The sequence below is a fragment of the Pseudomonas japonica genome (assembly GCF_900188455.1).
Lineage (GTDB): Bacteria > Pseudomonadota > Gammaproteobacteria > Pseudomonadales > Pseudomonadaceae > Aquipseudomonas > Aquipseudomonas japonica.
Genome location: NZ_FZOL01000006.1, coordinates 1 through 22,288, shown reverse-complemented (window position 1 = coordinate 22,288; position 22,288 = coordinate 1). Strand labels below are relative to the sequence as shown.

At 64.5% G+C, this 22,288-nt stretch carries 17 protein-coding genes; 10 read left to right on the top strand and 7 right to left on the bottom strand.

Going from position 1 to position 22,288, the window contains the following annotated elements; translation table 11 throughout:
- Positions 1-3 precede the first annotated feature (3 nt).
- The 3 genes from CHB99_RS09300 (at position 4) to CHB99_RS09290 (ending at position 2,630) form a co-directional block, all read left to right on the top strand.
- Positions 4-681 (top strand): response regulator transcription factor, encoded by a 678-nt coding sequence (locus CHB99_RS09300; protein WP_042124435.1) that lies wholly within the window; start codon positions 4-6, stop codon positions 679-681.
- Positions 682-806: 125 nt separating this feature from the next.
- Positions 807-1,235 (top strand): periplasmic heavy metal sensor, encoded by a 429-nt coding sequence (locus tag CHB99_RS09295; RefSeq protein WP_042124433.1) that lies wholly within the window; start codon positions 807-809, stop codon positions 1,233-1,235.
- 60 nt (positions 1,236-1,295) lie between these two features.
- Positions 1,296-2,630 carry a sensor histidine kinase gene (locus CHB99_RS09290; protein WP_042124431.1) on the top strand — a complete coding sequence of 445 codons (1,335 nt, stop codon included), beginning with the start codon at positions 1,296-1,298 and terminating at the stop codon, positions 2,628-2,630.
- Between the two features lie 112 nt (positions 2,631-2,742).
- Here the strand turns inward: CHB99_RS09290 and CHB99_RS09285 are convergent, their stop codons facing one another.
- The gene (locus CHB99_RS09285; protein ID WP_042124428.1) at positions 2,743-3,297 is read right to left on the bottom strand and encodes a nitroreductase family protein; all 555 of its coding nucleotides are present in this window, start codon (positions 3,295-3,297) and stop codon (positions 2,743-2,745) included.
- A 132-nt stretch (positions 3,298-3,429) separates the two neighbouring features.
- Between CHB99_RS09285 and CHB99_RS09280 the strand changes: the two genes are divergently transcribed.
- Complete coding sequence (locus CHB99_RS09280; RefSeq protein ID WP_042124658.1) at positions 3,430-4,884, top strand: TrkH family potassium uptake protein; 1,455 nt, start codon at positions 3,430-3,432, stop codon at positions 4,882-4,884.
- On the opposite strand, the gene CHB99_RS09275 is transcribed toward CHB99_RS09280, so the two are convergent.
- A complete protein-coding gene (locus CHB99_RS09275; protein WP_042124426.1) occupies positions 4,841-5,914 on the bottom strand; it encodes an AraC family transcriptional regulator in 1,074 nt (357 codons plus the stop codon). The genes CHB99_RS09280 and CHB99_RS09275 overlap by 44 nt on opposite strands.
- A 144-nt stretch (positions 5,915-6,058) precedes the next feature.
- On the opposite strand from CHB99_RS09275, the gene CHB99_RS09270 reads away from it, so the two are divergent.
- Positions 6,059-6,370: an Mpo1-like protein gene (locus CHB99_RS09270; protein ID WP_042124425.1), complete on the top strand. Its 312-nt coding sequence runs from the start codon at positions 6,059-6,061 to the stop codon at positions 6,368-6,370.
- 41 nt (positions 6,371-6,411) lie between these two features.
- Here CHB99_RS09270 and CHB99_RS09265 read toward each other — a convergent pair whose 3' ends face one another.
- Positions 6,412-7,230 (bottom strand): UDP-2,3-diacylglucosamine diphosphatase, encoded by an 819-nt coding sequence (locus CHB99_RS09265; protein WP_042124423.1) that lies wholly within the window; start codon positions 7,228-7,230, stop codon positions 6,412-6,414.
- Between the two features lie 131 nt (positions 7,231-7,361).
- Between CHB99_RS09265 and CHB99_RS09260 the strand changes: the two genes are divergently transcribed.
- Together CHB99_RS09260 and CHB99_RS09255 are read left to right on the top strand one after the other, a co-directional pair.
- Positions 7,362-8,126 carry an AraC family transcriptional regulator gene (locus CHB99_RS09260; protein ID WP_042124421.1) on the top strand — a complete coding sequence of 255 codons (765 nt, stop codon included), beginning with the start codon at positions 7,362-7,364 and terminating at the stop codon, positions 8,124-8,126.
- Positions 8,127-8,204: 78 nt separating this feature from the next.
- Positions 8,205-9,086: a DMT family transporter gene (locus tag CHB99_RS09255; protein WP_042124419.1), complete on the top strand. Its 882-nt coding sequence runs from the start codon at positions 8,205-8,207 to the stop codon at positions 9,084-9,086.
- Here CHB99_RS09255 and CHB99_RS09250 read toward each other — a convergent pair.
- Positions 9,083-9,364: an Rdx family protein gene (locus CHB99_RS09250; protein WP_042124417.1), complete on the bottom strand. Its 282-nt coding sequence runs from the start codon at positions 9,362-9,364 to the stop codon at positions 9,083-9,085. The two genes, CHB99_RS09255 and CHB99_RS09250, sit on opposite strands and share 4 nt — an antisense overlap.
- Before the next feature lie 67 nt (positions 9,365-9,431).
- Between CHB99_RS09250 and CHB99_RS09245 the strand changes: the two genes are divergently transcribed.
- Positions 9,432-11,618 carry a patatin-like phospholipase family protein gene (locus CHB99_RS09245; protein ID WP_042124415.1) on the top strand — a complete coding sequence of 729 codons (2,187 nt, stop codon included), beginning with the start codon at positions 9,432-9,434 and terminating at the stop codon, positions 11,616-11,618.
- Between the two features lie 33 nt (positions 11,619-11,651).
- Here CHB99_RS09245 and CHB99_RS09240 read toward each other — a convergent pair whose 3' ends face one another.
- Positions 11,652-12,092: a MarR family transcriptional regulator gene (locus CHB99_RS09240; RefSeq protein ID WP_042124413.1), complete on the bottom strand. Its 441-nt coding sequence runs from the start codon at positions 12,090-12,092 to the stop codon at positions 11,652-11,654.
- 114 nt (positions 12,093-12,206) lie between these two features.
- Positions 12,207-14,342 carry a DNA helicase RecQ gene (gene recQ / locus CHB99_RS09235; RefSeq protein WP_042124411.1) on the bottom strand — a complete coding sequence of 712 codons (2,136 nt, stop codon included), beginning with the start codon at positions 14,340-14,342 and terminating at the stop codon, positions 12,207-12,209.
- A gap of 244 nt (positions 14,343-14,586) precedes the next feature.
- Here recQ and CHB99_RS09230 point away from each other — a divergent pair, with 244 nt between their 5' ends.
- Positions 14,587-15,174: a YecA/YgfB family protein gene (locus CHB99_RS09230; protein WP_042124409.1), complete on the top strand. Its 588-nt coding sequence runs from the start codon at positions 14,587-14,589 to the stop codon at positions 15,172-15,174.
- Positions 15,128-15,550: a YbaN family protein gene (locus tag CHB99_RS09225; RefSeq protein WP_084702694.1), complete on the top strand. Its 423-nt coding sequence runs from the start codon at positions 15,128-15,130 to the stop codon at positions 15,548-15,550. Before CHB99_RS09230 ends, CHB99_RS09225 begins: the two co-directional genes overlap by 47 nt.
- Before the next feature lie 39 nt (positions 15,551-15,589).
- Here the strand turns inward: CHB99_RS09225 and CHB99_RS09220 are convergent.
- On the bottom strand, positions 15,590-22,288 hold a 6,699-nt coding region (locus CHB99_RS09220), incomplete at its 5' end, for an Ig-like domain-containing protein (protein ID WP_089266486.1).

The window sequence follows — 22,288 nt, the reverse complement described above, 5'->3', positions numbered from 1 at the left end:
GAAATGAGCGAGCTGCTACTGATTGACGATGACCAGGAACTCTGCGAACTCCTCGCCCACTGGTTGGGCCAGGAGGGGTTCCAGGTGCGTGCCTGCCACGATGGCCAGAGTGCCCGCAAGGCCCTGGCCGAGCAGCCTCCGGCAGCGGTGGTGCTGGATGTGATGCTGCCCGACGGCAGCGGTCTGGAACTGCTCAAGCAGTTGCGCGGCGAACACGCCGAGTTGCCGGTGCTGATGCTGTCGGCCCGCGGCGAGCCGCTGGACCGCATCCTCGGCCTCGAACTGGGCGCCGACGACTACCTGGCCAAGCCCTGCGATCCCCGCGAACTGACCGCCCGCCTGCGCGCCGTGCTGCGCCGCAGCCACGCCCCGGCGGCGCCGAGCCAGATGGAAATCGGCGACCTGCATTTCAGTCCGGCCCGCGGCGTGGTCGCGATCGACGAACGCGAACTGAGCCTGACCCTCTCGGAAAGCCGCATCCTCGAAGCCCTGCTGCGCCAGCCCGGCGAGCCCCTGGAAAAGCAGGAACTGGCGCAGATCGCCCTCGGCCGCAAGCTGACCCTGTACGACCGCAGCCTGGACATGCACGTCAGCAACCTGCGCAAGAAGATCGGCCCGCACCCGGATGGCCGCCCGCGCATCGTCGCGCTGCGCAGCCGCGGCTACTACTACAGCCTGTAAGCGCTGTGTCAGCGACGGATGCGCCGGTCTTTACCCAGGCTTTACCGTTGCCTGACCGCCGCTGACCTTGATCTCCCTAAACTGGCCACATCCGGTAATGACCGGCCTCAGAAAGGAGATACACCATGCGCAAGACCCTGATCGCCCTGATGCTCGCCGCCGCCCTGCCCACCGTTGCCCTGGCCATGCCGGAAGGTGGCCATGGCCCTGACCACGGCCCGCGCTTCGAGCACCATCGCGGTGACGCGCCTTTCGCCAAACTGGACCTGAGCCGCGAGCAGCGCCAGCAGATCCGCACGCTGATGGGCCAGGAAATGAAGGACCGTCGCGAAGTCACCCAGCGCTACCTGGACAAACTGCCGGCCGCCGAGCAGAAAGCCATGAAGGACGAGCTCAAGGCCAAGCAGGACAAGACCCAGGCCGACATTCGCGCCCTGCTCAAGCCTGAACAGCAGAAACAGTTCGACGAGTTGAAGAAGCAACGCGAAGAACGCCGCGCCGAATGGCAGGAGTTCCAGACCTGGAAAGCCGAACACGGCAAGAAGGCCCAATAATCCATGACCCCGCCCGGTCTGCTTGCGCAGGCCGGGCTTTGCTCATTCGAGGAAATGCACTTGCGCTCACTGTTCTGGCGTGTCCTGGCCAGTTTCTGGCTTGCCATCGCCCTGGTCGCCGGGCTGTCGATCCTGCTCGGGCACATGCTCAACCAGGACACCTGGATCCTCAGCCGCCACCCGGGCCTCAACACCCTGGCGAAGAACTGGAGCGAACGCTACGAGAAACTGGGGCCGGAACAGGCCCAGCGGTACCTGGAGCAGCGCAAGCGCCGTTATCACATCGATACCCAGGTCCTCAACGAAGCCGGCGAAGCCGTGGTACCGGGCACCTTCCCGCGCCGCGCGGCGGTGTTCGAAGAACGCCGGGGCAATGACCACCGGCCACTGCCCTGGCGCCGCCTGACCGAGGAATACACCAGCGCCGACAGCGGCGAGACCTACCTGCTGATCTACCGCATTCCCCATCCCGAACTGGACGCCTGGCACCGCGACAGCCTGATCTGGCCGCTCAGCGCACTGGGCATCGCCCTGGTGGTGCTGACCCTGTTCAGCCTGCTGGTGACCCTGTCCATCACCCGTCCGCTGAGTCGCCTGCGCGGCGCGGTACACGACCTCGGACAGACCACCTACCAGCAGAACAGCCTGGCGCGACTGGCCAGCCGGCGCGACGAGTTCGGCGTCCTGGCCAACGACTTCAACCGCATGGGCTCGCGCCTGCAGAGCCTGATCGGCAGCCAGCGCCAATTGCTGCGCGACGTCTCCCACGAGCTGCGCTCGCCGCTGGCCCGCCTGCGCATCGCCCTGGCCCTGGCCGAACGTTCCGAACCGGAAAAGCGCGACACCTACTGGCCACGCCTGACCCGCGAATGCGACCGCCTGGAAGCCCTGATCAGCGAGATCCTGGTCCTGGCCCGGGTCGATGCCGAGCAGGCCCATGCCGAGCCGGTGGACGTCAACGCGGTGCTGGCCGGCGTGTGCAAGGATGCGCAACTGAGCGCACCGGAGCAGCTTGTCCGCCTGCGCGAAACCCCGGGCCTGAGCCTGCTCGGCTGGCCCACGCTGCTGGAACGGGCGCTGGACAACCTGCTGCGCAACGCCCTGCGCTTCAACCCCGAAGGGCAGCCGATCGAGGTGACGGCGGAGCGCGATGGCGAACGGATCCTGCTCAGCGTGCGCGATCACGGGCCGGGGGTGGCCGCCGAACACCTGGAGCAGTTGGGCGAACCCTTCTTCCGTGCGCCGGGGCAGACCTCAGCGGGCCACGGCCTGGGCCTGGCCATCGCGCGCAAGGCGGTGGAGCGGCATGGCGGGAGTCTGCAGTTGGCCAATCATCCGGAAGGTGGCTTCGTGGCGACGCTGGTGTTGCCGGCTCAAGGCACTGCCAGCGCCTGATGTGGAAACCTTGAGAACCTTGTCGCGGGCAACGCCCGCTCCCACAGGGTTCGGCGTTGCCCGCGATACCTGTAGGAGCGGGCGTTGCCCGCGATGAGGCCCCACCGGTCAGTCAGCCCCAGGCGCTGACGAAATCCTCGGTCTTCAGCACCGGCGCCGTGCGCGGCTCGCTGATCGGCGTACCGAGGTAGAGGAAGGCGATCAGTTCCTCACCCTCCTCCAGCCCCAGCCCCTTGGCCACATGCGCCGAATAGGCCATGTCCCCGGTGCGCCACACCGCGCCGATGCCCTGGGCATGGGCCGCGATCAGGATGCCATGGGCCGCGCAGCCCGCCGCCAGCAGTTGCTCGGAGACCGGCACCTTGAAATGCTCGCGGGTCCGGGCGATCACCAACACCAGCAACGGTGCGCGCATCGGCATGGCGCGCGCCTTGTCCAGCGCGGCCTGGTCGGCGTCGCCCTTCTGCGCCACCGCCTCGGCGAACAGCTCACCCAGCTTGACCCGCGCCTCGCCTTCGACGGTGAGGAAGCGCCACGGTCGCAGTTGACCATGATCCGGCGCGCGCAGGGCCGCCTGGAACAAGCCCTCGCGCTGCGCGGCGTTGGGCGCGGGCTCGGTCAGGCGCGGAACGGAAACACGGTTGAGCAAAGCGTCGAGAGCCTCCATCGGCTACCCTCCAGTGGAAAAAATGGACCCTCATTCTAGTGCCCGACCACGCAAACGCCACTGCGACGTTTACTTAAAAAGGACCACAGGTAGAATGGCGCCCTTCCGTTTCGAGTCAGGGCTGAGTACATGGTGGCGTTGCCGACCTTAAGGATCATCGGTTTCATTATCGGCATCTTCCTGATCACCCTGGCGATCAGCATGACCGTCCCCATGGCGACGCTGGTCATCTTCGAGCGCACCGGCGACATGCCGTCGTTCCTCTGGTCGAGCCTGATCACCTTCGTCGCCGGCCTCGCCCTGGTCGTGCCGGGGCGTCCGGCCCACGTGCACCTGCGCCCGCGGGACATGTACCTGCTGACGGTGAGCAGCTGGCTGGTGGTGTGCATCTTCGCCGCCCTGCCGTTTCTCCTGACCCAGCACATCAGCTACACCGACGCCTTCTTCGAAAGCATGTCCGGCATCACTGCCACCGGCGCCACCGTGCTCAGCGGCCTGGACGACATGTCGCCGGGCATCCTCATGTGGCGCTCGCTGCTGCACTGGCTCGGCGGTATCGGCTTCATCGGCATGGCGGTAGCGATCCTGCCGCTGCTGCGCATCGGTGGCATGCGCCTGTTCCAGACCGAATCCTCGGACCGCTCGGAAAAGGTCATGCCGCGCTCGCACATGGTGGCCAAGTCGATCGTCCTGGTGTACATCGCCATCACCATCGTCGGCAGCCTGGCCTTCTGGTGGGCGGGGATGAGCGTGTTCGACGCGATCAACCACGCCATGTCGGCGATTTCCACCGGCGGTTTCTCCACCTCGGACCTGTCCCTGGCCAAGTGGGACCAGCCGGCGGTGCACTGGGTCGCGGTGGTGGTGATGATCCTCGGCAGCGTGCCCTTCACCCTGTACGTCGCGACCCTGCGCGGCAACCGCAAGGCGCTGATCAGGGACCAGCAGGTCCAGGGCCTGCTCCTGTTGCTGGTGGTGACCTGGATCGTGCTCGGCACCTGGTACTGGGCCACCACCAAGCTGCACTGGCTCGACGCCCTGCGCCACGTCGCCCTGAACGTCACCTCGGTGGTCACCACCACCGGCTTCGCCCTCGGCGACTACAGCCTGTGGGGCAACTTCTCGCTGATGCTGTTCTTCTACCTGGGCTTCATCGGCGGCTGCTCCGGCTCCACCGCCGGCGGCATCAAGATCTTCCGCTTCCAGGTCGCCTACATCCTGCTCAAGGCCTCGCTGAACCAGCTGATCCACCCGCGCGCGGTGATCAAGCAGAAGTACAACGGTCACCGTCTCGACGAAGAGATCGTCCGTTCGATCCTGACCTTCTCGTTCTTCTTCGCCATCACCATCTGCGGGATCGCCCTGCTGCTGTCGCTGCTCGGGGTCGACTGGATGACCGCCCTGACCGGCGCCGCCAGTACCGTGTCCGGCGTCGGCCCGGGCCTGGGCGAGACCATCGGCCCGGCGGGCAACTTCGCGACACTGCCGGACGCGGCCAAGTGGATCCTGGCGGGCGGCATGCTGCTCGGTCGCCTGGAGATCATCACCGTACTGGTTCTGTGCATGCCGGCGTTCTGGCGTCACTGAGGGCTTCGGCCTCGCCCTGGTTCAGGCCATGGCGCCGGGCACGGTACTCGCCCGGCGTGACATCGAACCAGCGGCGAAAGGCGCGGAAGAAATTGCTCGGATCGGCGAACCCCAGCAGATAGGCGGTTTCCAGCAAGGTCATGCCGGGTTGGGCGAGATACTGCTCGGCCAGTTCGCGACGAGTGTCGTCGAGCAACGCCTGGAAACTGGTGCCCTCCTCCTGCAGGCGGCGCTGCAAGGTGCGCTGGGACAGGTGCAACGCCTGGGCCACCAGCTCGCGCTTGGGCTCGCCTTGCGGCAACACCCGGCACAGGACCTGCCGCGCGCGATGGGTGACGCGGCTTTCCGAGAAACGCGCCAGATATTCCCCCGCGAAACGATCGTGCAACCGCGCCATGGCCTCGTTGGCCGTGGGCAGGGGCGACTGCAGGTCGACGGGATCGAAGATGATCGCGTCATAGGACGCGCTGAAGGTCAGGGGTGAGTGGAAGGCGGTCCTGTACGGCTCGATATCCTCGGGTTGCGGCCCCTGGATCAGCACCCGGCGTGGCTGGATCGTGCGCCCGCTGAGCCAGCTGCACAGCGACAGAGCGCAGGCCAGCGATGCCTCCGAGCTGTGCCGGGTCGGCGGCAGGTGATCGCCGTGCACGGTCAGGATCAGCGCATGCCCTTCCGGACCGAGCAGGAAACTCAGGTCGGAGCTTTCGGCGATGATCCGCTGGTAGCGCACCAGGCGCTCGAAGCCTTCGGCCAGGGTACGGCTGGACATCAGCGCATAGCCGACCACATGAAACGACGCCGGCCTGACCACCCGGGACATGTTCAGGCCGATGGCGCGATTGCCGGACAGGTCCTCGGCGAGTTGCCAGAGGCGGGTCATGGAATCCTGGGTGAAGCGGGCATCGGGGTCGCTGAGCGCGGCGAAGTCCAGGCCGAGCTTGTTGAAGAGGGCCGGACAGTCCAGTCCTTCCAGTTCGAGAGCCTTGACAATCCCCGAGGCCCAGCTTGCTGACGTGGTTCTCTCGCTCATGGCTGGCTCTGGTTTGGGTAAGACGCAAGGATACTAAAGTGGCGCCTATTGTCACTTGCTGATACAGCTACTGACTCTAGACTCGGTTCAGGCTCCACGCCGTACGATTCAGAAAACAGACAATAACAAGGAGGCACCTCACCCGTGGCAAGTCCTCGACAGTTCGACAGCTTTGCGCAGTTCTACCCGTACTACCTCAACGAACACGCCAATCCGGCCTGCCGTCGCCTGCACTTCGTCGGCACCACCCTGGTGATCGCCCTGCTCGCCTACACCATCGCCAGCGGCCAATGGCTATTGCTGCTGGCGGTGCCATTCGCGGGATATGGATTTGCCTGGATCGGGCATTTCTTCTTCGAGAAGAACCGGCCGGCTACCTTCAGCCATCCGTTCTACAGCTTGCTGGGGGATTTCGTGATGTACCGCGACATGTTGCGGGGGAAGGTCAGCTTCTGAAGCTGACCTGGCGGGGCGCCGAACCGCAGCGATGAGGCCCGTCAGCCTTGCACGGACTCGGCGACCCGCGCCTCCTCCTGCACCTGCCGCGCCTGGTCATCCGCCAGCCGATACAGCTCGATATGGCCGTCCCAGTGCTCGATCAGCGCCGTGCAGGACTCCACCCAATCCCCGCAATTGAGGTAATCCACCTCCCCTACCTTGCGGATCTCGGCATGGTGGATATGCCCGCACACCACCCCGTGGAAGCCCTGCTTCACGCACTCGTGGGCGATCGCCTCCTCGAAGTCGCTGATGAAGTTCACCGCGGTCTTGACCTTGTGCTTCAGGTACGCCGACAGCGACCAATAGCCGTAGCCATAGCGCGCGCGCCAGTAGTTGAGCCAGCGGTTGAGCGTAAGGGTGAATTCGTAGGCCGAATCGCCGAGGAACGCCAGCCAGCGGTGATAGCGGGTGATGACGTCGAACTGGTCGCCGTGGATCACCAGCAGGCGACGGCCGTCGAGGGTAAGGTGCTCGGCCTGGTCCACCAGGTGGATGTTGCCGAGGATCAGCTTGGAGTAACGGCGCAGGAATTCGTCGTGGTTGCCGGTGACGTAGATCACTTCGGTGCCGCGCTTGCTCATGGTCAGCAGGCGGCGGATCACGTTGGTGTGGGCCTGCGGCCAGTACATGCCGCCGCGCAGCTTCCAGCCGTCGATGATGTCGCCGACCAGGTAGATGCGGTCGGCGTGGTAGCGCTTGAGAAACTGCGACAGGTGTTCGGCCTGGCAATCCCGGGTGCCCAGGTGCACGTCGGAAATCCACAAGGTGCGCACGCGCTGCTTGCGCGTGGGCTTGATCGACGCGGCACTGTTCATGGGCTGGCTCCGGCGGGCTTTCGGCGAGCTTGCCAAGCCGCGGTGAATCGCCCATGACAGCCATGCGGCAATCCCATGACAAGCGCCAGGGCGTACACTGTGTGCCTTTACCCCTCTGCGGACACAGCACGATGAGCGGCGGTTCGATCCTTTCCCTGCGCCACTACCGCGACGACCTGATCGCCCACGCCCACGAACACCCGCAGTTGGTCTTCGGTCTGCGCGGGCGCCTGGATTTCGAGGTGGAAGGACGCGGTGGACGCATCGAGCGCCAGGACCTCATGGTGATCCCGGCCGGCGCCCATCACACCTGCGGCAGCGATGCCGGCAGCCACTGCCTGGTCCTCGATGTGCCCGCCGACAACTGGCTGGCGCAGAGCCTGGGTGAGCGCAGCGCCGCGTGCCAGCGCCTGCTCGAACGCCCCGGCCCCTTGCTGCTGGACAGCCGCCAGCAGCAACTGGTGGACTGGCTGGCGCACAGTCCGGTCGGCGACCCGCTGATCGCCCGCCAGGGCGCGGTGCTCCTGCTCGCCAGCCTGAACAGCGCCAGCGCGGTGCCGCTGGCGCAACGGCAACTGCCCTACGCGGCCTTCGATACGCATATCGAGCAGTACGCCGCCTATCCGCTGCAGGTCGCTGACCTGGCGCGTCTCGCCGGCCTGTCCAGCGCTCGCCTGCACGCGCGCTTCATGGCCGAGCGCGGCATCACGCCCATGGACTACATCCGCCAGCGCCGCCTGCTGCGCGCTCGGCAACTGCTGCAAGGCAGCACACTGCCTATCGGCGAGATCGCCAGCCGGGTCGGCTACAGTTCCCAGAGCGCCTTCGCCGCCGCCATGCTCAAGGCCTTCGGTCGCAGCCCCGGCGCGCTGCGCCGCGAGTCCGGCGACAACTGACGCGAGGATCGCGACAGACAGCGCCGCGCCAGGCGCCTTAGACTGGCCGCGCTGTTTCCCGACTCATCAAGGACTGTCATGAACCACCGCACCGCCCTCGGCGCCCTGCATATCGGCGCGCTGTTCTTCGGCCTGACCGGCGTCTTCGGCAAGCTCGCCAGCGCCTCGCCCGCGATCATCGTGTTCGGCCGTGCCGCCTTCGCCGTGCTTGCCCTCGGTCTGTTCGCCCGTCTCGCCGGACCGGGCTGGACACCTCTGCAAGGCAGGGACTGGCGGCGCCTGGCGCTGGGCGGCGTGCTGCTGGCCGGGCACTGGGTGAGCTTCTTCATCGCGGTGAAGGTCGCCGGCGTGGCCATCGCAACGCTTGGGTTCGCCAGTTTCCCGGCCTTTACCGTGCTGCTCGAAGGCCTGCTGTTCCGGGAGCGGATCCGCGCGAACGAACTGCTTCTGGTGGGCCTGGTCAGCACCGGCCTGGTGCTGGTCACACCGGCGTTCGACCTGGCCAGCGAGGCCACTGGCGGCCTGCTCTGGTCGCTGCTGTCCGGACTGCTGTTTTCCCTGCTGTCACTGACCAACCGCGCCGGCTCCGGCAGGATTCCGGCAGTGCAGGCAGCCATGTGCCAGAACCTGGTGGTCGCCTTGTGCCTGGTGCCCTTCGCCGCGCCGATGTTGGGCCAGGTAGCACCGCTGGACTGGCTGTGGATAGGCCTGCTCGGGGTGTTCTGCACCGGTGTCGCGCACAGCCTGTTCGTCGCCGCGCTGGGCGTGATCAAGGCGCGCACCGCCGCGGTGGTGTTCGCCATGGAGCCGATCTACGGGATCGCCGTCGCCTGGATGCTCTTCGCCGAAACGCCGACGCCACGCATGCTGGTCGGTGGCGCGCTGATCATCTTCGCCATCGTCATCTCCAGTCGCCTTGCCGCCAGCAGCGAGACGCGCAAGGCGGCCGCCGAGCATTAACGATCGTTGTGGCCCAGATCGCGCTGCGGATCGATCCGGTCACGCACCCGCTGCTTGAGCACCTTGGCTTCCGGGAAGCCGCCATCGGCCTTGCGCTCCCAGATCTGCACGCCGTCGCAGGTGATGCGGAAATTGCCCCCGGTGGCGGGCTCCAGCGCCACCCTGGCGAGGTCATCGCTGAAGGTGCTGAGCAGTTCCTGGGCAAGCCAGGCGGCACGCAGCAGCCATTGGCACTGGGTGCAGTAGGTGATGACGATTTCCGGCTTCGACGCGCTCACGGCAACAACCTCAAACAAAATGTGTGGCGCTTATACTAGCGGTTTGCCCCTGGTTCCGAGAATCACGATGCGCCGTCTGTTGTTGAGCCTGCTTCTGGCCGTTGTGCCGTTTTCCCTGTTCGCCGCCGAGGCCGCCCGGCCCAAGGTCGGCCTGGTCCTGTCCGGCGGCGCCGCCCGCGGCCTGGCCCATATCGGCGTGCTCAAGGCCCTGGAGGAACAGGGCGTGAAGATCGACGCGATCGCCGGTACCAGCATGGGCGCGGTGATCGGCGGACTCTATGCCTCCGGCTACAAGGTCGAGGAGCTGGAAAAACTGGCGCGCAGCATCGACTGGCAGCAGGCCCTGTCCGACGCCCCGCCGCGCAAGGACATCCCGTTCCGGCGCAAGCAGGACGACCGCGACTTCCTGGTCAAGCAGAAGATCAGTTTCCGCGATGACGGCAGTCTCGGCCTGCCGCTGGGGGTGATCCAGGGGCAGAACCTGGCGCTGTTGCTGGAAAGCCTGCTGGCACATACCAGCGATACCCGGGATTTCGACAAGTTGCCGATCCCGTTCCGTGCCGTCGCCACCGATATCGCCAGCGGCGAGAAAGTGGTGTTCAACCGCGGTCACCTGCCCCAGGTGATCCGCGCCAGCATGTCGATCCCGGCGGTATTCGCCCCGGTGGAACTGGACGGCCGGCTGCTGGTGGACGGCGGTATGGTCGACAACATTCCGCTGGATATCGTCCGTGAGATGGGGGTCGACGTGGCCATCGTCGTCGATATCGGCACGCCGCTGCGCAATCGCAAGCAACTGGGCACGGTGGTCGATGTGCTCAACCAGTCCATCACCCTGATGACCCGACGCAACTCCGAGGAACAACTGGCGGCGCTGCGGCGCGAGGATATCCTGATCCAGCCGCCGCTGGCCAGCATCAGTGCCACTGACTTCGGCCGTGCCGAGGAAATGATGGAGGCCGGCTATCGCGCCACCCGCATCCTCGATAACCGCCTCGTCGCCCTGCGCCCGCCCGAAGGCGACCTCCAGCTGGCGGTGGCGCGCTCACCCGACCAGCGCACGCCGCTGATCACCGCGATCCGCATCGAGAACGACTCCAAGGTCAGCGACGACGTGATCCGCTACTACATCCGCCAGCCCGTCGGCGAGCCACTGGACCTGGGTCGCCTGCAGACCGACATGGGCACCCTGTATGGCCTGGACTATTTCGACCGGGTGCAGTACCGCGTGGTGCACAAGGGCAAGGAGCACAGCCTGGTGATCAACGCCCGCGGCCGTACTGGCGGCACCGACTACCTGCGCCTGGGCCTGAACCTGTCGGATGACATGCGCGGCGACAGTGCCTTCAACCTCGGTGCGAGCTATCGGGTCAACGGCATCAATCAGCTCGGCGCGGAATGGCTGACGCGGGCGCAGATCGGTGACCTGCAGGAGCTGTACAGTGAGTTCTACCAGCCGCTGGACGCCGGCTCGCGCTACTTCATCGCGCCGTTCCTCAACCTTGGCTCACAGAACATCGAAGCGACCCTGGACAACGACCCCGTCGCCGAATACCGCCTGGAACGCTACGGTTTCGGCCTCAACGTCGGTCGGCAGATCGGCACCAGCGGCGAAGTGCGCCTTGGCGTCGGCCAGGCCTGGGGCCAGGCCGAGGTGCGAGTCGGCGATCAGGACCTGCCCAAGGTCAGCTTCAACGAAGGCTTCTACGAGTTGAAGTACTCGTTCGACACCCTGGACAACGTCTACTTTCCCCACGGTGGCGAAGACATCCGCCTGACCCTGCGCCAGTTCGAGCCGGACCTGGGTTCGGACCAGCGCTATCGGCAGTGGGATCTCAAGCTGGACAAGGCGCTGAGCAGTGGCCCGGACACCTTCGTCCTGGGCGGACGCTACGGACGCACACTGGACGATGCCGAGGTGGTGATCTCGAGCATGGTGATGGGCGGCGCACGGCAGTTGTCGGGGTTCCGCCAGAACTCGCTGTCGGGACAGAACCTGAGCCTGGCGCGGGTGGTGTATTACCGGCGGCTGACGCCACGGGCCTATCTGCCGCTGGATTTCCCGTTGTACCTGGGCGGGTCGCTGGAACGCGGACGGGTGTGGAACAACGACAACGAATTCGACAGTGGCTACATCAATGCCGCGAGCATCTTCCTCGGCTTCGATACGCCCTTGGGGCCGTTGAGTTTCAGTTATGGATTCAACAGCGAGGATCAGAAGGCGGTGTATCTGAATCTCGGGCAGACCTTCTGAACGTATTCGGGGCCGCTTTGCGGCCCCGCTACATCAGACCTTGGACTTTTCCAGATTGGCCAGGATCCGGGTGTGAACCCGCATGCACACCGCCAGATCGTCCTCGTCCACCCCGGTGAACAACTCCACCCGCAGCGCATTGGCGATGGTTTCGATCTGGTCGATCAACGGCTTGGCCGGCGGGCACAGGACGATCTTCTTGGCTCGGCGGTCTTCCACCACCGCCTGGCGTTTCACCAGCCCCTGGGACTCCAGGCTGTCGAGCAAACGCGCCAGGGTCGGCCCTTCGACACCAACGCTCTGGGCCAGCTCGCGCTGGGTCGGGGCTTCATCGAAACGGGCGAGGTGCAGCAGCACCAGCCAACGGGCCTGGGACAGGTTCAGGCCCGCCAGGCGGCGGTCCAGCTCGGCACGCCAGCCCCGGGACATATGGGCCAGTTGCATGCCGAAGCGGTGTTGATCGGTCAGGGACATGAAAAACTCTTATTCAGAACTAATTATTAGTCAGCTAACCATGTCCATTGCGCTTAGGCAAGATCCATCTGGACGGCGTTCCAGAGCAAACGTAAGAAATCGTGACAACCCCGATCACATCTCGAATTCGGCCGCCAGCGCGGCGCGCACGCAGTAGAGCACCCCTTCCGGCACCCGCGCGCCGAACAGCGGGCTGATTTCCGCCACCGGCGGCAGTTCGCCTTCACCATCGAGGAACGCGTCCTGCACTTCCGCCAGCAGGTCCTGTGGCAGATCCAGGGCCTGTTCCAGCGACAGTTCCTGACGCCCGATGGCCTCGGCCAGCAGGCTGTAGACGTTCTTTTCGCTGCATTTCAGTTGTCCGGCGATCTGCGCCGGGGTCATGCCGGCGCGGGCCAGGCTGACCAGTTCGTGACGCAGGTCGGTGACCACCGGCGGCGCCTCGGCACCGCCGCCAAGCACTTCGAGGAACGCCTCGCCGTAGCGCTCCAGCTTGCGCGCGCCGACACCGCTGACCCGGGCCATCTCGGCCAGACTGGTAGGCTGGCTGCGAAGCATTTCCAGCAGGGTCGAATCGGGGAAGATGACGTAAGGCGGTACGCCGTGCTCCTCGGCCAGCTTGCGCCGCAGGGTGCGCAGCGCCTCCCACTGCTCGCGCTCGTCGCCGCGCACCAGCTGACTGGCCGGGCTGCCGCCACTGCTGCTGCCCTTGCTGCTGGTCTGCGGCTTGAGGTCACGGCGCAGTTCCAGGGTCACTTCGCCACGCAGCAAAGGCCGGCAGGTGTCGGACAGCCGCAGACCGCCATAGCCGTCGAGGTCGACATCCACCAGGCCGCGAGCCACCAACTGGCGGAACAGCGAGCGCCACTCGCTCTCGGAACGGCTTTTGCCGACGCCGTACACGGACAGTTTCTCGTGACCGAAATTGCGCACCTTCTCGTTGTCCTTGCCCAGCAGCACATCCACCAGGTGGCCGACGCCATAGCGCTGGCCGGTGCGGTAGATCGCCGACAGGGCCTGGCGCGCCGCTTCGGTGGCATCCCAGGTCTGCACGCCGTCGACGCAGTTGTCGCAGTGCCCGCACGGCTGCGGCAGTTCTTCGTCGAAGTAGCGCAGCAGGGCCTGGCGGCGGCAGCGGGTTTCCTCGCAGAGGGCGAGCATGGCGTCGAGCTTGTGCTGCTCGATGCGCTTGTGTCGCTCATCACCTTCGGAGTTCTGCAGCATCTGCTTGAGCATCACCATGTCCTGCAGGCCGTAGGCCATCCAGGCATCGGCGGGCAGGCCGTCACGGCCGGCGCGACCGGTTTCCTGGTAATAGGCCTCCAGCGACTTGGGCAGGTCGAGGTGGGCGACGAAACGCACGTTGGGCTTGTCGATGCCCATGCCGAAGGCGATGGTCGCGACCATGATCAGCCCTTCCTCGTTGAGGAAGCGGCGCTGGTTGGCCGCCCGGGTCTCGGCGGGCAGGCCGGCGTGGTACGGCAAGGCCGGGAAACCCTGGTCGCAGAGGAACGCGGCGACTTCGTCGACCTTCTTGCGCGACAGGCAATAGACGATCCCGGCGTTGCCACGGCGCTCGCCGAGGAACGCCAGCAACTGCTTGCGCGGCTGCTCCTTGGGCACGATGCGGTAGAAAATGTTCGGCCGGTCGAAGCTGGAGAGGAAGCGTTCGGCATTGTCCAGGTGCAGGCGGTTGACGATCTCTTCACGGGTGCGCATGTCCGCGGTGGCGGTCAGGGCAATGCGCGGCACCTGGGGGAAAAGCTCGGCCAACTGGCCCAGTTGCAGGTATTCGGGACGGAAATCGTGGCCCCATTGCGACACGCAGTGGGCCTCGTCGATGGCGAACAGGGCGATGTCGAGCTCGCGCAGGAAATCCAGCATGCGCGGCTGGACCAGGCGTTCAGGGGCCAGGTAGAGCATTTTCAGCTCGCCGCGCCGGATGCGCCCGGCCAGCTCGCGCTGCTGCTCGGAGCTCATGGTCGAGTTCAGCGAGGCGGCGGCCACGCCCAGCTCGTCGAGGGTCGCCACCTGGTCTTCCATCAGCGCGATCAGCGGCGAAACCACCACCGCCAGGCCATCGCGCAGCAGCGCCGGAACCTGGAAACACAGGGACTTGCCGCCACCGGTGGGCATCAGCACCAGCGCGTCGCCGCCCTTGGCCACGCGTTCGATGATCGCCCCCTGGCGACCGCGGAAGCTGTCGTAGCCGAAGATATCGCGGAGAACGCGCTGAGCCTGTTCGAGCATAACCACTCCAAAAATCGTGAACCCATCCCGGCCCCACAGGCTGGATGAAAACCGTCCGCAGCTCACGTGAAAAAACGCAAGCGGCTTTTACCGGGGGAAATCCCCGCCCCGGCGGAAAAAAGCCGGCAGTATACCCGAGCCCCCGCCCGTGCAGGACGACCGCACGATAGACAGTCATCCTTTGCCTTGCGGGGGCCGCTAAATGCTAGAATTCAACATCGTTCCGTTTCCAAGGTAGCCCCTAATGTCCTTCGCTGAGCAATTGACCCGCCTGCAAGCCTTCCTCGACGCCGACGAGCTGCATGAAGAGGCGTTGGACTACGTTGCCGCCCACGGCTACCTGACCGCGCTGTCGATCTGCGCCGAAGAGGTACCGGAGCGCGAATGGATCGACGCCCTGTTCTCCGAGGAGCCGCACTATTCCAGCGACGCCCAGCGCGCCGAGATCGAAGCCACCCTGATCCAGCTCAAGGCGCATATCGCCCGCCAACTGGCCAGCGACGAAGAGTTCGAGCTGCCCTGCGACCTCGACCTGGGCGAGGAACCGGACGATTCCGACCTGCGCGGCTGGTGCATCGGCTTCATGGAAGGCGTGTTCCTGCGCGAGGAAGCCTGGTTCGAAAGCGCCGAGGAAGAAGTCAGCGAGATGCTCCTGCCGATCATGGTCGGTTCCGGCCTGTTCGACGAACAGCCTGAATTCGCCGATATCGCCAGCGACGCCAACCTGATGGACGACATGATCGTGCAGATTCCGGAAGCGCTGACCGCGCTGTACCTGCTGTGCCATGCGCCAGACGAGAAACCGGCTCTGCTCAAACCCCGCCACCACTGAGTTCGCGGCCGTGCGCTACCTGCTGCTGGCCGCCGGCTGGCTCAGTGTCGCGTTGGGGGTGATTGGCATCTTCCTTCCGGTATTGCCAACCACCCCTTTTCTATTGCTCGCCGCCGCCTGTTTCGCCCGCAGTTCGCCGCGTTTCCATGACTGGCTGGTGAATCATCCACGGCTGGGGCCGTGGATTCGCGATTACCTCAGTGGCGAGGGGATTCCCCTCAAGGGCAAGGTCTACGCCATCGGACTGATGTGGGCGAGCATCAGCCTGTCCTGTTACCTGGTGCCTTCGCCCTGGGCACGGGGGTTCATGCTGACCAGCGCGGTGCTGGTATCGATTTATATCCTGCGACAGAAAACCCTGCAGCGGCCGGGCTGAGCCCTATGGCTGGGGCCGCGTTGCGGCCCCATTGAATCCTTACACCGTATCCACCTTCAACGATTGGTCATTCAACATCCCGTTGATGATGGTCGCGGTATCCGCCCCCGCCGCGATCACCCCGCCCGCGCCCGCCGTCACCCCGTAATGCTGGGCCAGGTCGACCCCCGCCAGGTCGATGGTCTGGGTTGGCGCAGCACCGGCCACCGAGCTCACCTCGATGGTCGACACCACGCTGGCGCCACTGCCGGTCACCTTGAAGTGCAGGTAATCGTCCAGCGACGCGCTGGTGGCGTTCTCGCCCTGCAGCAGTTGCGATAGGTCCAGCCGGTCGGTCCCCGGAGTGAAGTCGGTGACCACGTCATGCCCGTTGTCACCCAGTTGCCAGAGGAAGGTATCGGCCCCCGGACCGCCCGTCAGGGTGTCGTCGCCGCGCCCGCCAATCAGCACATCGTCCCCGCCTCCACCGTTCAGGATGTCATTGCCCAGCCCGCTCTGCAGCACGTTGGCGTTACCGTCGCCGGTCAGGGTGTCGTTGTAGTCCGAACCGATCAGGTTCTCGATCGACACCAGGGTGTCCAGCCCGGCACCCCCGGTATTCTGCTGGGCCGCGATGGACAGGTTCACCGTCACCCCGCTGGTGGCACTGGCATAGCTAGCGGTGTCGATACCGCTGCCACCGTCGAGCAGGTCGTTACCAGGCCCGCCGATCAACAGATCATTGCCGTTGCCGCCATACAGCGAGTCATTGCCGTCCCCACCGACCAGCACATCGTTGCCATCGCCGGCGTTGAGGGTGTCGTTGCCGCTGCCGCCGAGCAGGGTGTCGGCGTTCACGGTACCGGTCAGGGTCGAACTGTCCTGGTAGTTGATGTCCACCGCGCCGGTCGCCGTACCGCCATGCCCGTCGGTGACGGTGTAGCTGCCGTTGTACTGCGGTGTGCTGTTGGCCGCTCCGGCGTAATCGATGGTCATGGTCAACTGGTAGTTTTCCGCGTTGTTGGCGCTACCACCGCCGCTGCTGTTGGTCAGGTTGACCACATGGATGCTGTAGACCCCGTCATGACTGGCGACGAAGGAACTGCCGTCGGCAATCGTCTGATAATTGCCGGTATCGTCCTTCCATTCCATCAGCACATTGCCAACCGGACGATCATGATCTAGCTTCAGGCTCTCGCCCTGTTTCAAGGTCACCGTGATCAGGTCTTCGTCGTTGGGGTTGGCCGACGTCACCGAGCCCAGATAACCGGCGACGATCACCGCCGCGGTCGTGGAGGACGCGGTACCGGTAAAGGTACTGCGGGTAATGTCCTTCACCTGGTTCGGCAGACTGTTGCCGGTGCCGTTGAAGACAACCGTCGGCGTGCTGTTGCCCACCGTGAAGTCGGCACCCCGTGCCGCCCAGCCGGTATTGAAGGTGATCGGCGACGCGTTCAGGCGATCGTTGTGGGCATCCGTATCGTTGGCCACCAGGGCTTCGGCCGGTACCGTGATATTGGCGGAAAGGATATTGGTGATGACATGATCGGCCCCCGCCACTGGTGCGGTGTTGGTGTAGATGTTGACCACCAGGCTGGCATTGCTCAGGTCACCGTCGTTGTCACTGACCACGAAGCCGATGTTTTCCACCCGACTGGTACCGTTGTCCTTCGGCGGTGTGTAGGTGAAATCGCCAGTGTCCATGTCCACCACGATCGAACCGCCAATCAGGGTTTTCACGGTGATGCTGTTGGTCGAGGTATCGAACGTGCCACGGTCGGTACCGCCACTGGCAGCGTAGGACCCTTGGTTGGAATTGCCCTTCGGATCGTAGGTGTAGGTCGTGCCGTCGATCACCAGCGATTTGATGAAACCACCATCGGCGCCGAAGGTGCCACCACTCATCAGGCTGCCGGTGACCGGCGCGCCTTGCACTGTGCCGGAGAGCACCGAGTTCAGCTGGTTGAGATCGGTGACCACGGTAGCATTGGTGTCGGTGTGAGTGCTGCCGTCGTATGCCAGCGGATTGAGGTTGCCAGCATTGACCCCACTGCCTAGGCCAATGGCGTAGGACTTGATCCCGTTACTATCCAGGAAGTTGGTCCAGGTGGTTTCCCTGGTGCCAGAGATGGCGTGCCCCGACGTAGGCTCACCGTCCGAGAAGAAGTAGGTGATGTTCTGTGCACCGGTGATTTTTCCTGCAGTGCTGAACGCGGTCTGCGCCTGGGTCGTCGCCGAGTCGTAGTAGGTGGAGCCACTGGCGCTGAGGCCGTTGACGATGGTCTTGGCCTGAGCGACCGAGACCCACACCGCCGATTGTCCGGTGGCGCCACTGGAGAAGGTGACGATCTGTACCTTCACATCGCCCAGATCATCGTACTTGTCGAGCAATGCGCTGATCGCCTGCTTGGCCAGTTGCAGTCGGGTCAATCCCGGTACACCGGAGTCATCGTTCATGCTGCCGGACACGTCGATCACCAGCAGCAGGTTGGAGTCCACCTGCCCTGGCGTGACCGACCGGGTCGCGCCCACGGCCGTGGGTACGTCATCGACGATATTGATCTGGATGGTGCTGGTGGTGAAGTTGCCAAGGGCATCCGTCGCCTTGTAGGTGAAGGACTCGCTCATCACATTGGCGCCGTCGTTGGTACCACCCGGTGTCTTCGGCGCCGAGGTCAGGGTGTATTTGTAGGAGCCGTCCGCGAGCAACTGGATCTGGCCATAGGACCCAGTCGCGCTTCCGACCAGGCTGTAGGTGATCGCCCCGGAGCCGCCCGATACCGATCCCACCAATGTCCCTGAACCGGTTTCCCCGGTATTGCCCGGCTCGCTGCCAACGACGGTCCCGGCGGCAAGATCCTGGCCGTCCTTGCTCAAGTCCAGAGCCTTTTCGTACACCGTGATGTCTTGATCCTGACCCGCAATCAGCGAGCAGTCCTTCACATTGACGGTCAGCGTGGTGGTGCTTTCGTCGCCGTCCGCATCGCGGATGGTGTAGGTGAACACATCCTGGGCACCCGCCGCGGCCACCGCGTTGGGATTGGCGTGGTACACCGCATTGCCCGCGGCATCCAGGGTCAGGGTGCCGTAGGTGCCAACGACATTGGTGTTCAGCGAACCGATCGCCGAGGTCGAGGTATTGCCGCCGGCGCGCACGCCCACCACCACATTGCTCCCCGGATCGTCAGCGCCCTTGGTGTCATTGCCAAGGACATTGCCCGTCACCGTATCGCCCTCGGTCACCGTGACCGAGTCCGCACGCGCGGTCGGCACGTCATCGATGATATTCACGTCCAGCGTGCCGCTGTTGGTGCTGCCATCGGTGTCGGTCGCGGTGACGGTGAAGCTTTCGGTCAGGCTGTTGATTCCTCCGGCATTCGCATGGGCTTCGTTATCCAACAGGGTGTAGCTGTAGGACACAACACCCGTGCTTGGGTTGTAGCCGGTGACCTTCAGCGTATTGCCCAACGGTGTGGTCAGGGTTTGTGGGAACGTCGTCACCACTCCGCCGCTGATCACGTTGATGCCACCCACGCTCAGGGTCTGCAGGCCATCCGGAGCGGTCACCGTGAACGTCCCGGACTGGGTCAGCGCACCGGCGTTCGGGGCGCTGCCATCGCTCAGGTTCTTCTCGTAGACCGACAGTTCGCCACCCGGGACACCGAGGCCATTGAGGGTGACCGGGTCGTTGAGGTTCTTGATGTTCAGCACCAGGTTGGCGGTGCTGGTATCTCCGTCGGCGTCTTTCAGGGTGTAGGTGAATGTCTCGGTACCTGTGCCGCCACCGTGCAGATTGAAGAAATCCGTATCCGCAGGGTTCAGGGTGTAGGTATAGGAACCATCCGCCGCCAGGGCCAGGGTGCCGTAGGTGCCCACGAAGGTGCCTGCGGTGATCGGTCCGACGACACGGTCAGCGCCTTGCACATCGTTGGTCAGTACGTTGCCGGTCAGCACCGTGGCCGCTTCGGTCGCCACCGAGGCATTACTGTCCGCCACCGCCGTTGGTACGTCGTCGACGATATTCACGTCCAGCGTGCCGCTGTTGGTGCTGCCGTCGGTATCGGTCGCGGTGACGGTGAAGCTTTCGGTCAGGCTGTTGATTCCTCCGGCATTCGCATGGGCTTCGTTGTCCAGCAGGGTGTAGCTGTAGGAGACCACACCGGTGCTCGCGTTGTAGCCGGTGACGGTCAGCGTGTTGCCCAAGGGCGTGGTCAGGACTTGTGGGAACGTCGCCACCACCCCGCCGCTGATCACGTTGATGCCACCCACGCTCAGCGTTTGCAGACCATCCGGTGCGGTCACCGTGAAGGTACCGGACTGGGTCAGCGCACCTGCGTTCGGAGCGCTGCCATCACTCAGGTTCTTCTCGTAGACCGACAGTTCACCACCCGCGACATTGAGGCCATTGAGGGTGACCGGGTCGTTGAGGTTCTTGATATCCAGCACCAGGTTGGCGGTGCTGGTATCTCCGTCGGCGTCTTTCAGGGTGTAGGTGAATGTCTCGGTACCCGTGCCGCCACCGTGCAGATTGAAGAAGTCCGTATCCGCAGGGTTCAGGGTGTAGGTGTAGGAACCATCCGCCGCCAGGACCAGGGTGCCGTAGGTGCCCACGAAGGTGCCTGCGGTGATCGGTCCGACGACACGGTCAGCGCCTTGCACATCGTTGGTCAGTACGTTGCCGGTCAGCACCGTGGCCGCTTCGGTCGCCACCGAGGCGTTGCTGTCCGCCACCGCCGTCGGCACGTCGTCGACGATATTCACGTCGAGGCTGCCACTGTTGGTGCTGCCGTCGGTATCGGTCGCGGTGACCGTGAAGCTTTCGGTCAGGCTATTGATTCCGCCGGCATTCGCATGGGCTTCGTTGTCCAGCAACGTGTAGCTGTAGGAGACCACCCCGGTGCTCGCGTTGTAGCCGATGACGGTCAGCGTGTTGCCCAAGGGCGTAGTCAGGACTTGTGGGAACGTTGCCACCACCCCGCCGCTGATCACGTTGATGCCACCCACGCTCAGCGTTTGCAGACCATCCGGTGCGGTCACCGTGAAGGTACCGGACTGGGTCAGCGCGCCAGCATTCGGGGCGCTGCCATCGCTCAGGTTCTTCTCGTAGACCGACAGTTCGCCACCCGCGACATTGAGGCCATTGAGGGTGACCGGGTCGTTGAGGTTGGTGATGTTCAGCACCAGGTTGGCGGTGCTGGTATCTCCATCGGCATCGGTCAGGGTGTAGGCAAACGTCTCGATGCCCGTGCCACCGCCGTGCAGGTTGAAGAAGTCTGGATCGGCCGGATTCAGGGTGTAGGTGTAGGAGCCGTCTGCTGCCAGAACCAGGGTGCCGTAGGTGCCCACGAAGGTGCCAGCGGTGATCGGTCCGACGATACGGTCAGCGCCTTGCACATCGTTGGTCAGTACGTTGCCGGTCAGCACCGTGGCCGCTTCGGTCGCCACCGAGGCATTGCTGTCCGCCACCGCCGTCGGCACGTCGTCGACGATATTCACGTCGAGGCTACCGCTGGTGGTGCTGCCGTCGGTATCGGTCGCGGTGACCGTGAAGCTTTCGGTCAGGCTGTTGATTCCGCCAGCATTTGCATGGGCTTCGTTGTCCAGCAACGTGTAGCTGTAGGAGACCACGCCCGTGCTCGCGTTGTAGCCGGTGACAGTCAGCGTGTTGCCCAAGGGCGTGGTCAGGACTTGTGGGAACGTCGCCACCACCCCACCGCTGATCACATTGATGCCACCCACGCTCAGGGTCTGCAGGCCGTCCGATGCGGTCACAGTGAAGGTACCGCTCTGGGTCAGGGCACTGGCATTCGGAGCGCTACCTTCGCCAAGGTTCTTCTCGTAGACCGACAACTCTCCGCCCGCGGTATCGAGGCCCGTGAGGGTAATCGAGTCATCGAGGTTCTTGATGTTCAGCACCAGGTTCGCCGTGCTGGTATCCCCATCGGCATCGGTCAGGGTGTAGGCGAATGTCTCCGTACCCGTACCACCGCCATGCAGGTTGAAGAAGTCCGGATCGGCCGGGTTCAGGGTGTAGGTGTAGGAACCATCCGCCGCCAGGACCAGAGTCCCGTAGGTACCCACGAAAGTACCGGCGGTGATCGGTCCGACGACTCGGTCAGCACCTTGTACATCGTTGGTCAGGACATTGCCGGTCAGCACCGTGGCCGCTTCGGTCGCCACCGAGGCATTGCTGTCCGCTACCGCCGTTGGCACGTCATCGACAACATTCACGTCGAGACTGCCGCTGGTGGTGCTACCGTCGGTATCCGTCGCAGTGACCGTGAAGCTTTCGGTCAGGCTGTTGACTCCGCCGGCATTCGCATGGGCTTCGTTATCCAGCAGGGTGTAGCTGTAGGACACCACCCCGGTGCTCGGGTTATAGCCAGTGACTGTCAGCGTGTTGCCCAAGGGTGTAGTCACACTTTGTGGGAAGGTGGCTGCCACACCGCCAGAAATGACACTGATGCCCCCAACACTGAGGGTCTGCAGACCATCCGGAGCGCTGACGCTGAACGACCCTGTCTGGGTCAAAGCACCCGCGTCCGGGCTGCTGCCATCGCCCAGGTTCTTCTCGTAGACACTCAGCTCTCCACCGCTGGCATCCAGCCCGGTCAACACTACCGGATCGTTGAGATTGGTGATATTCAGCACCAGGTTGGCGGTACTGGTATCCCCATCCGCATCAGTCAGGGTGTAGGCAAACGTCTCGATGCCCGTACCGCCACCGTGCAGATTGAAGAAGTCCGGATCGGCCGGATT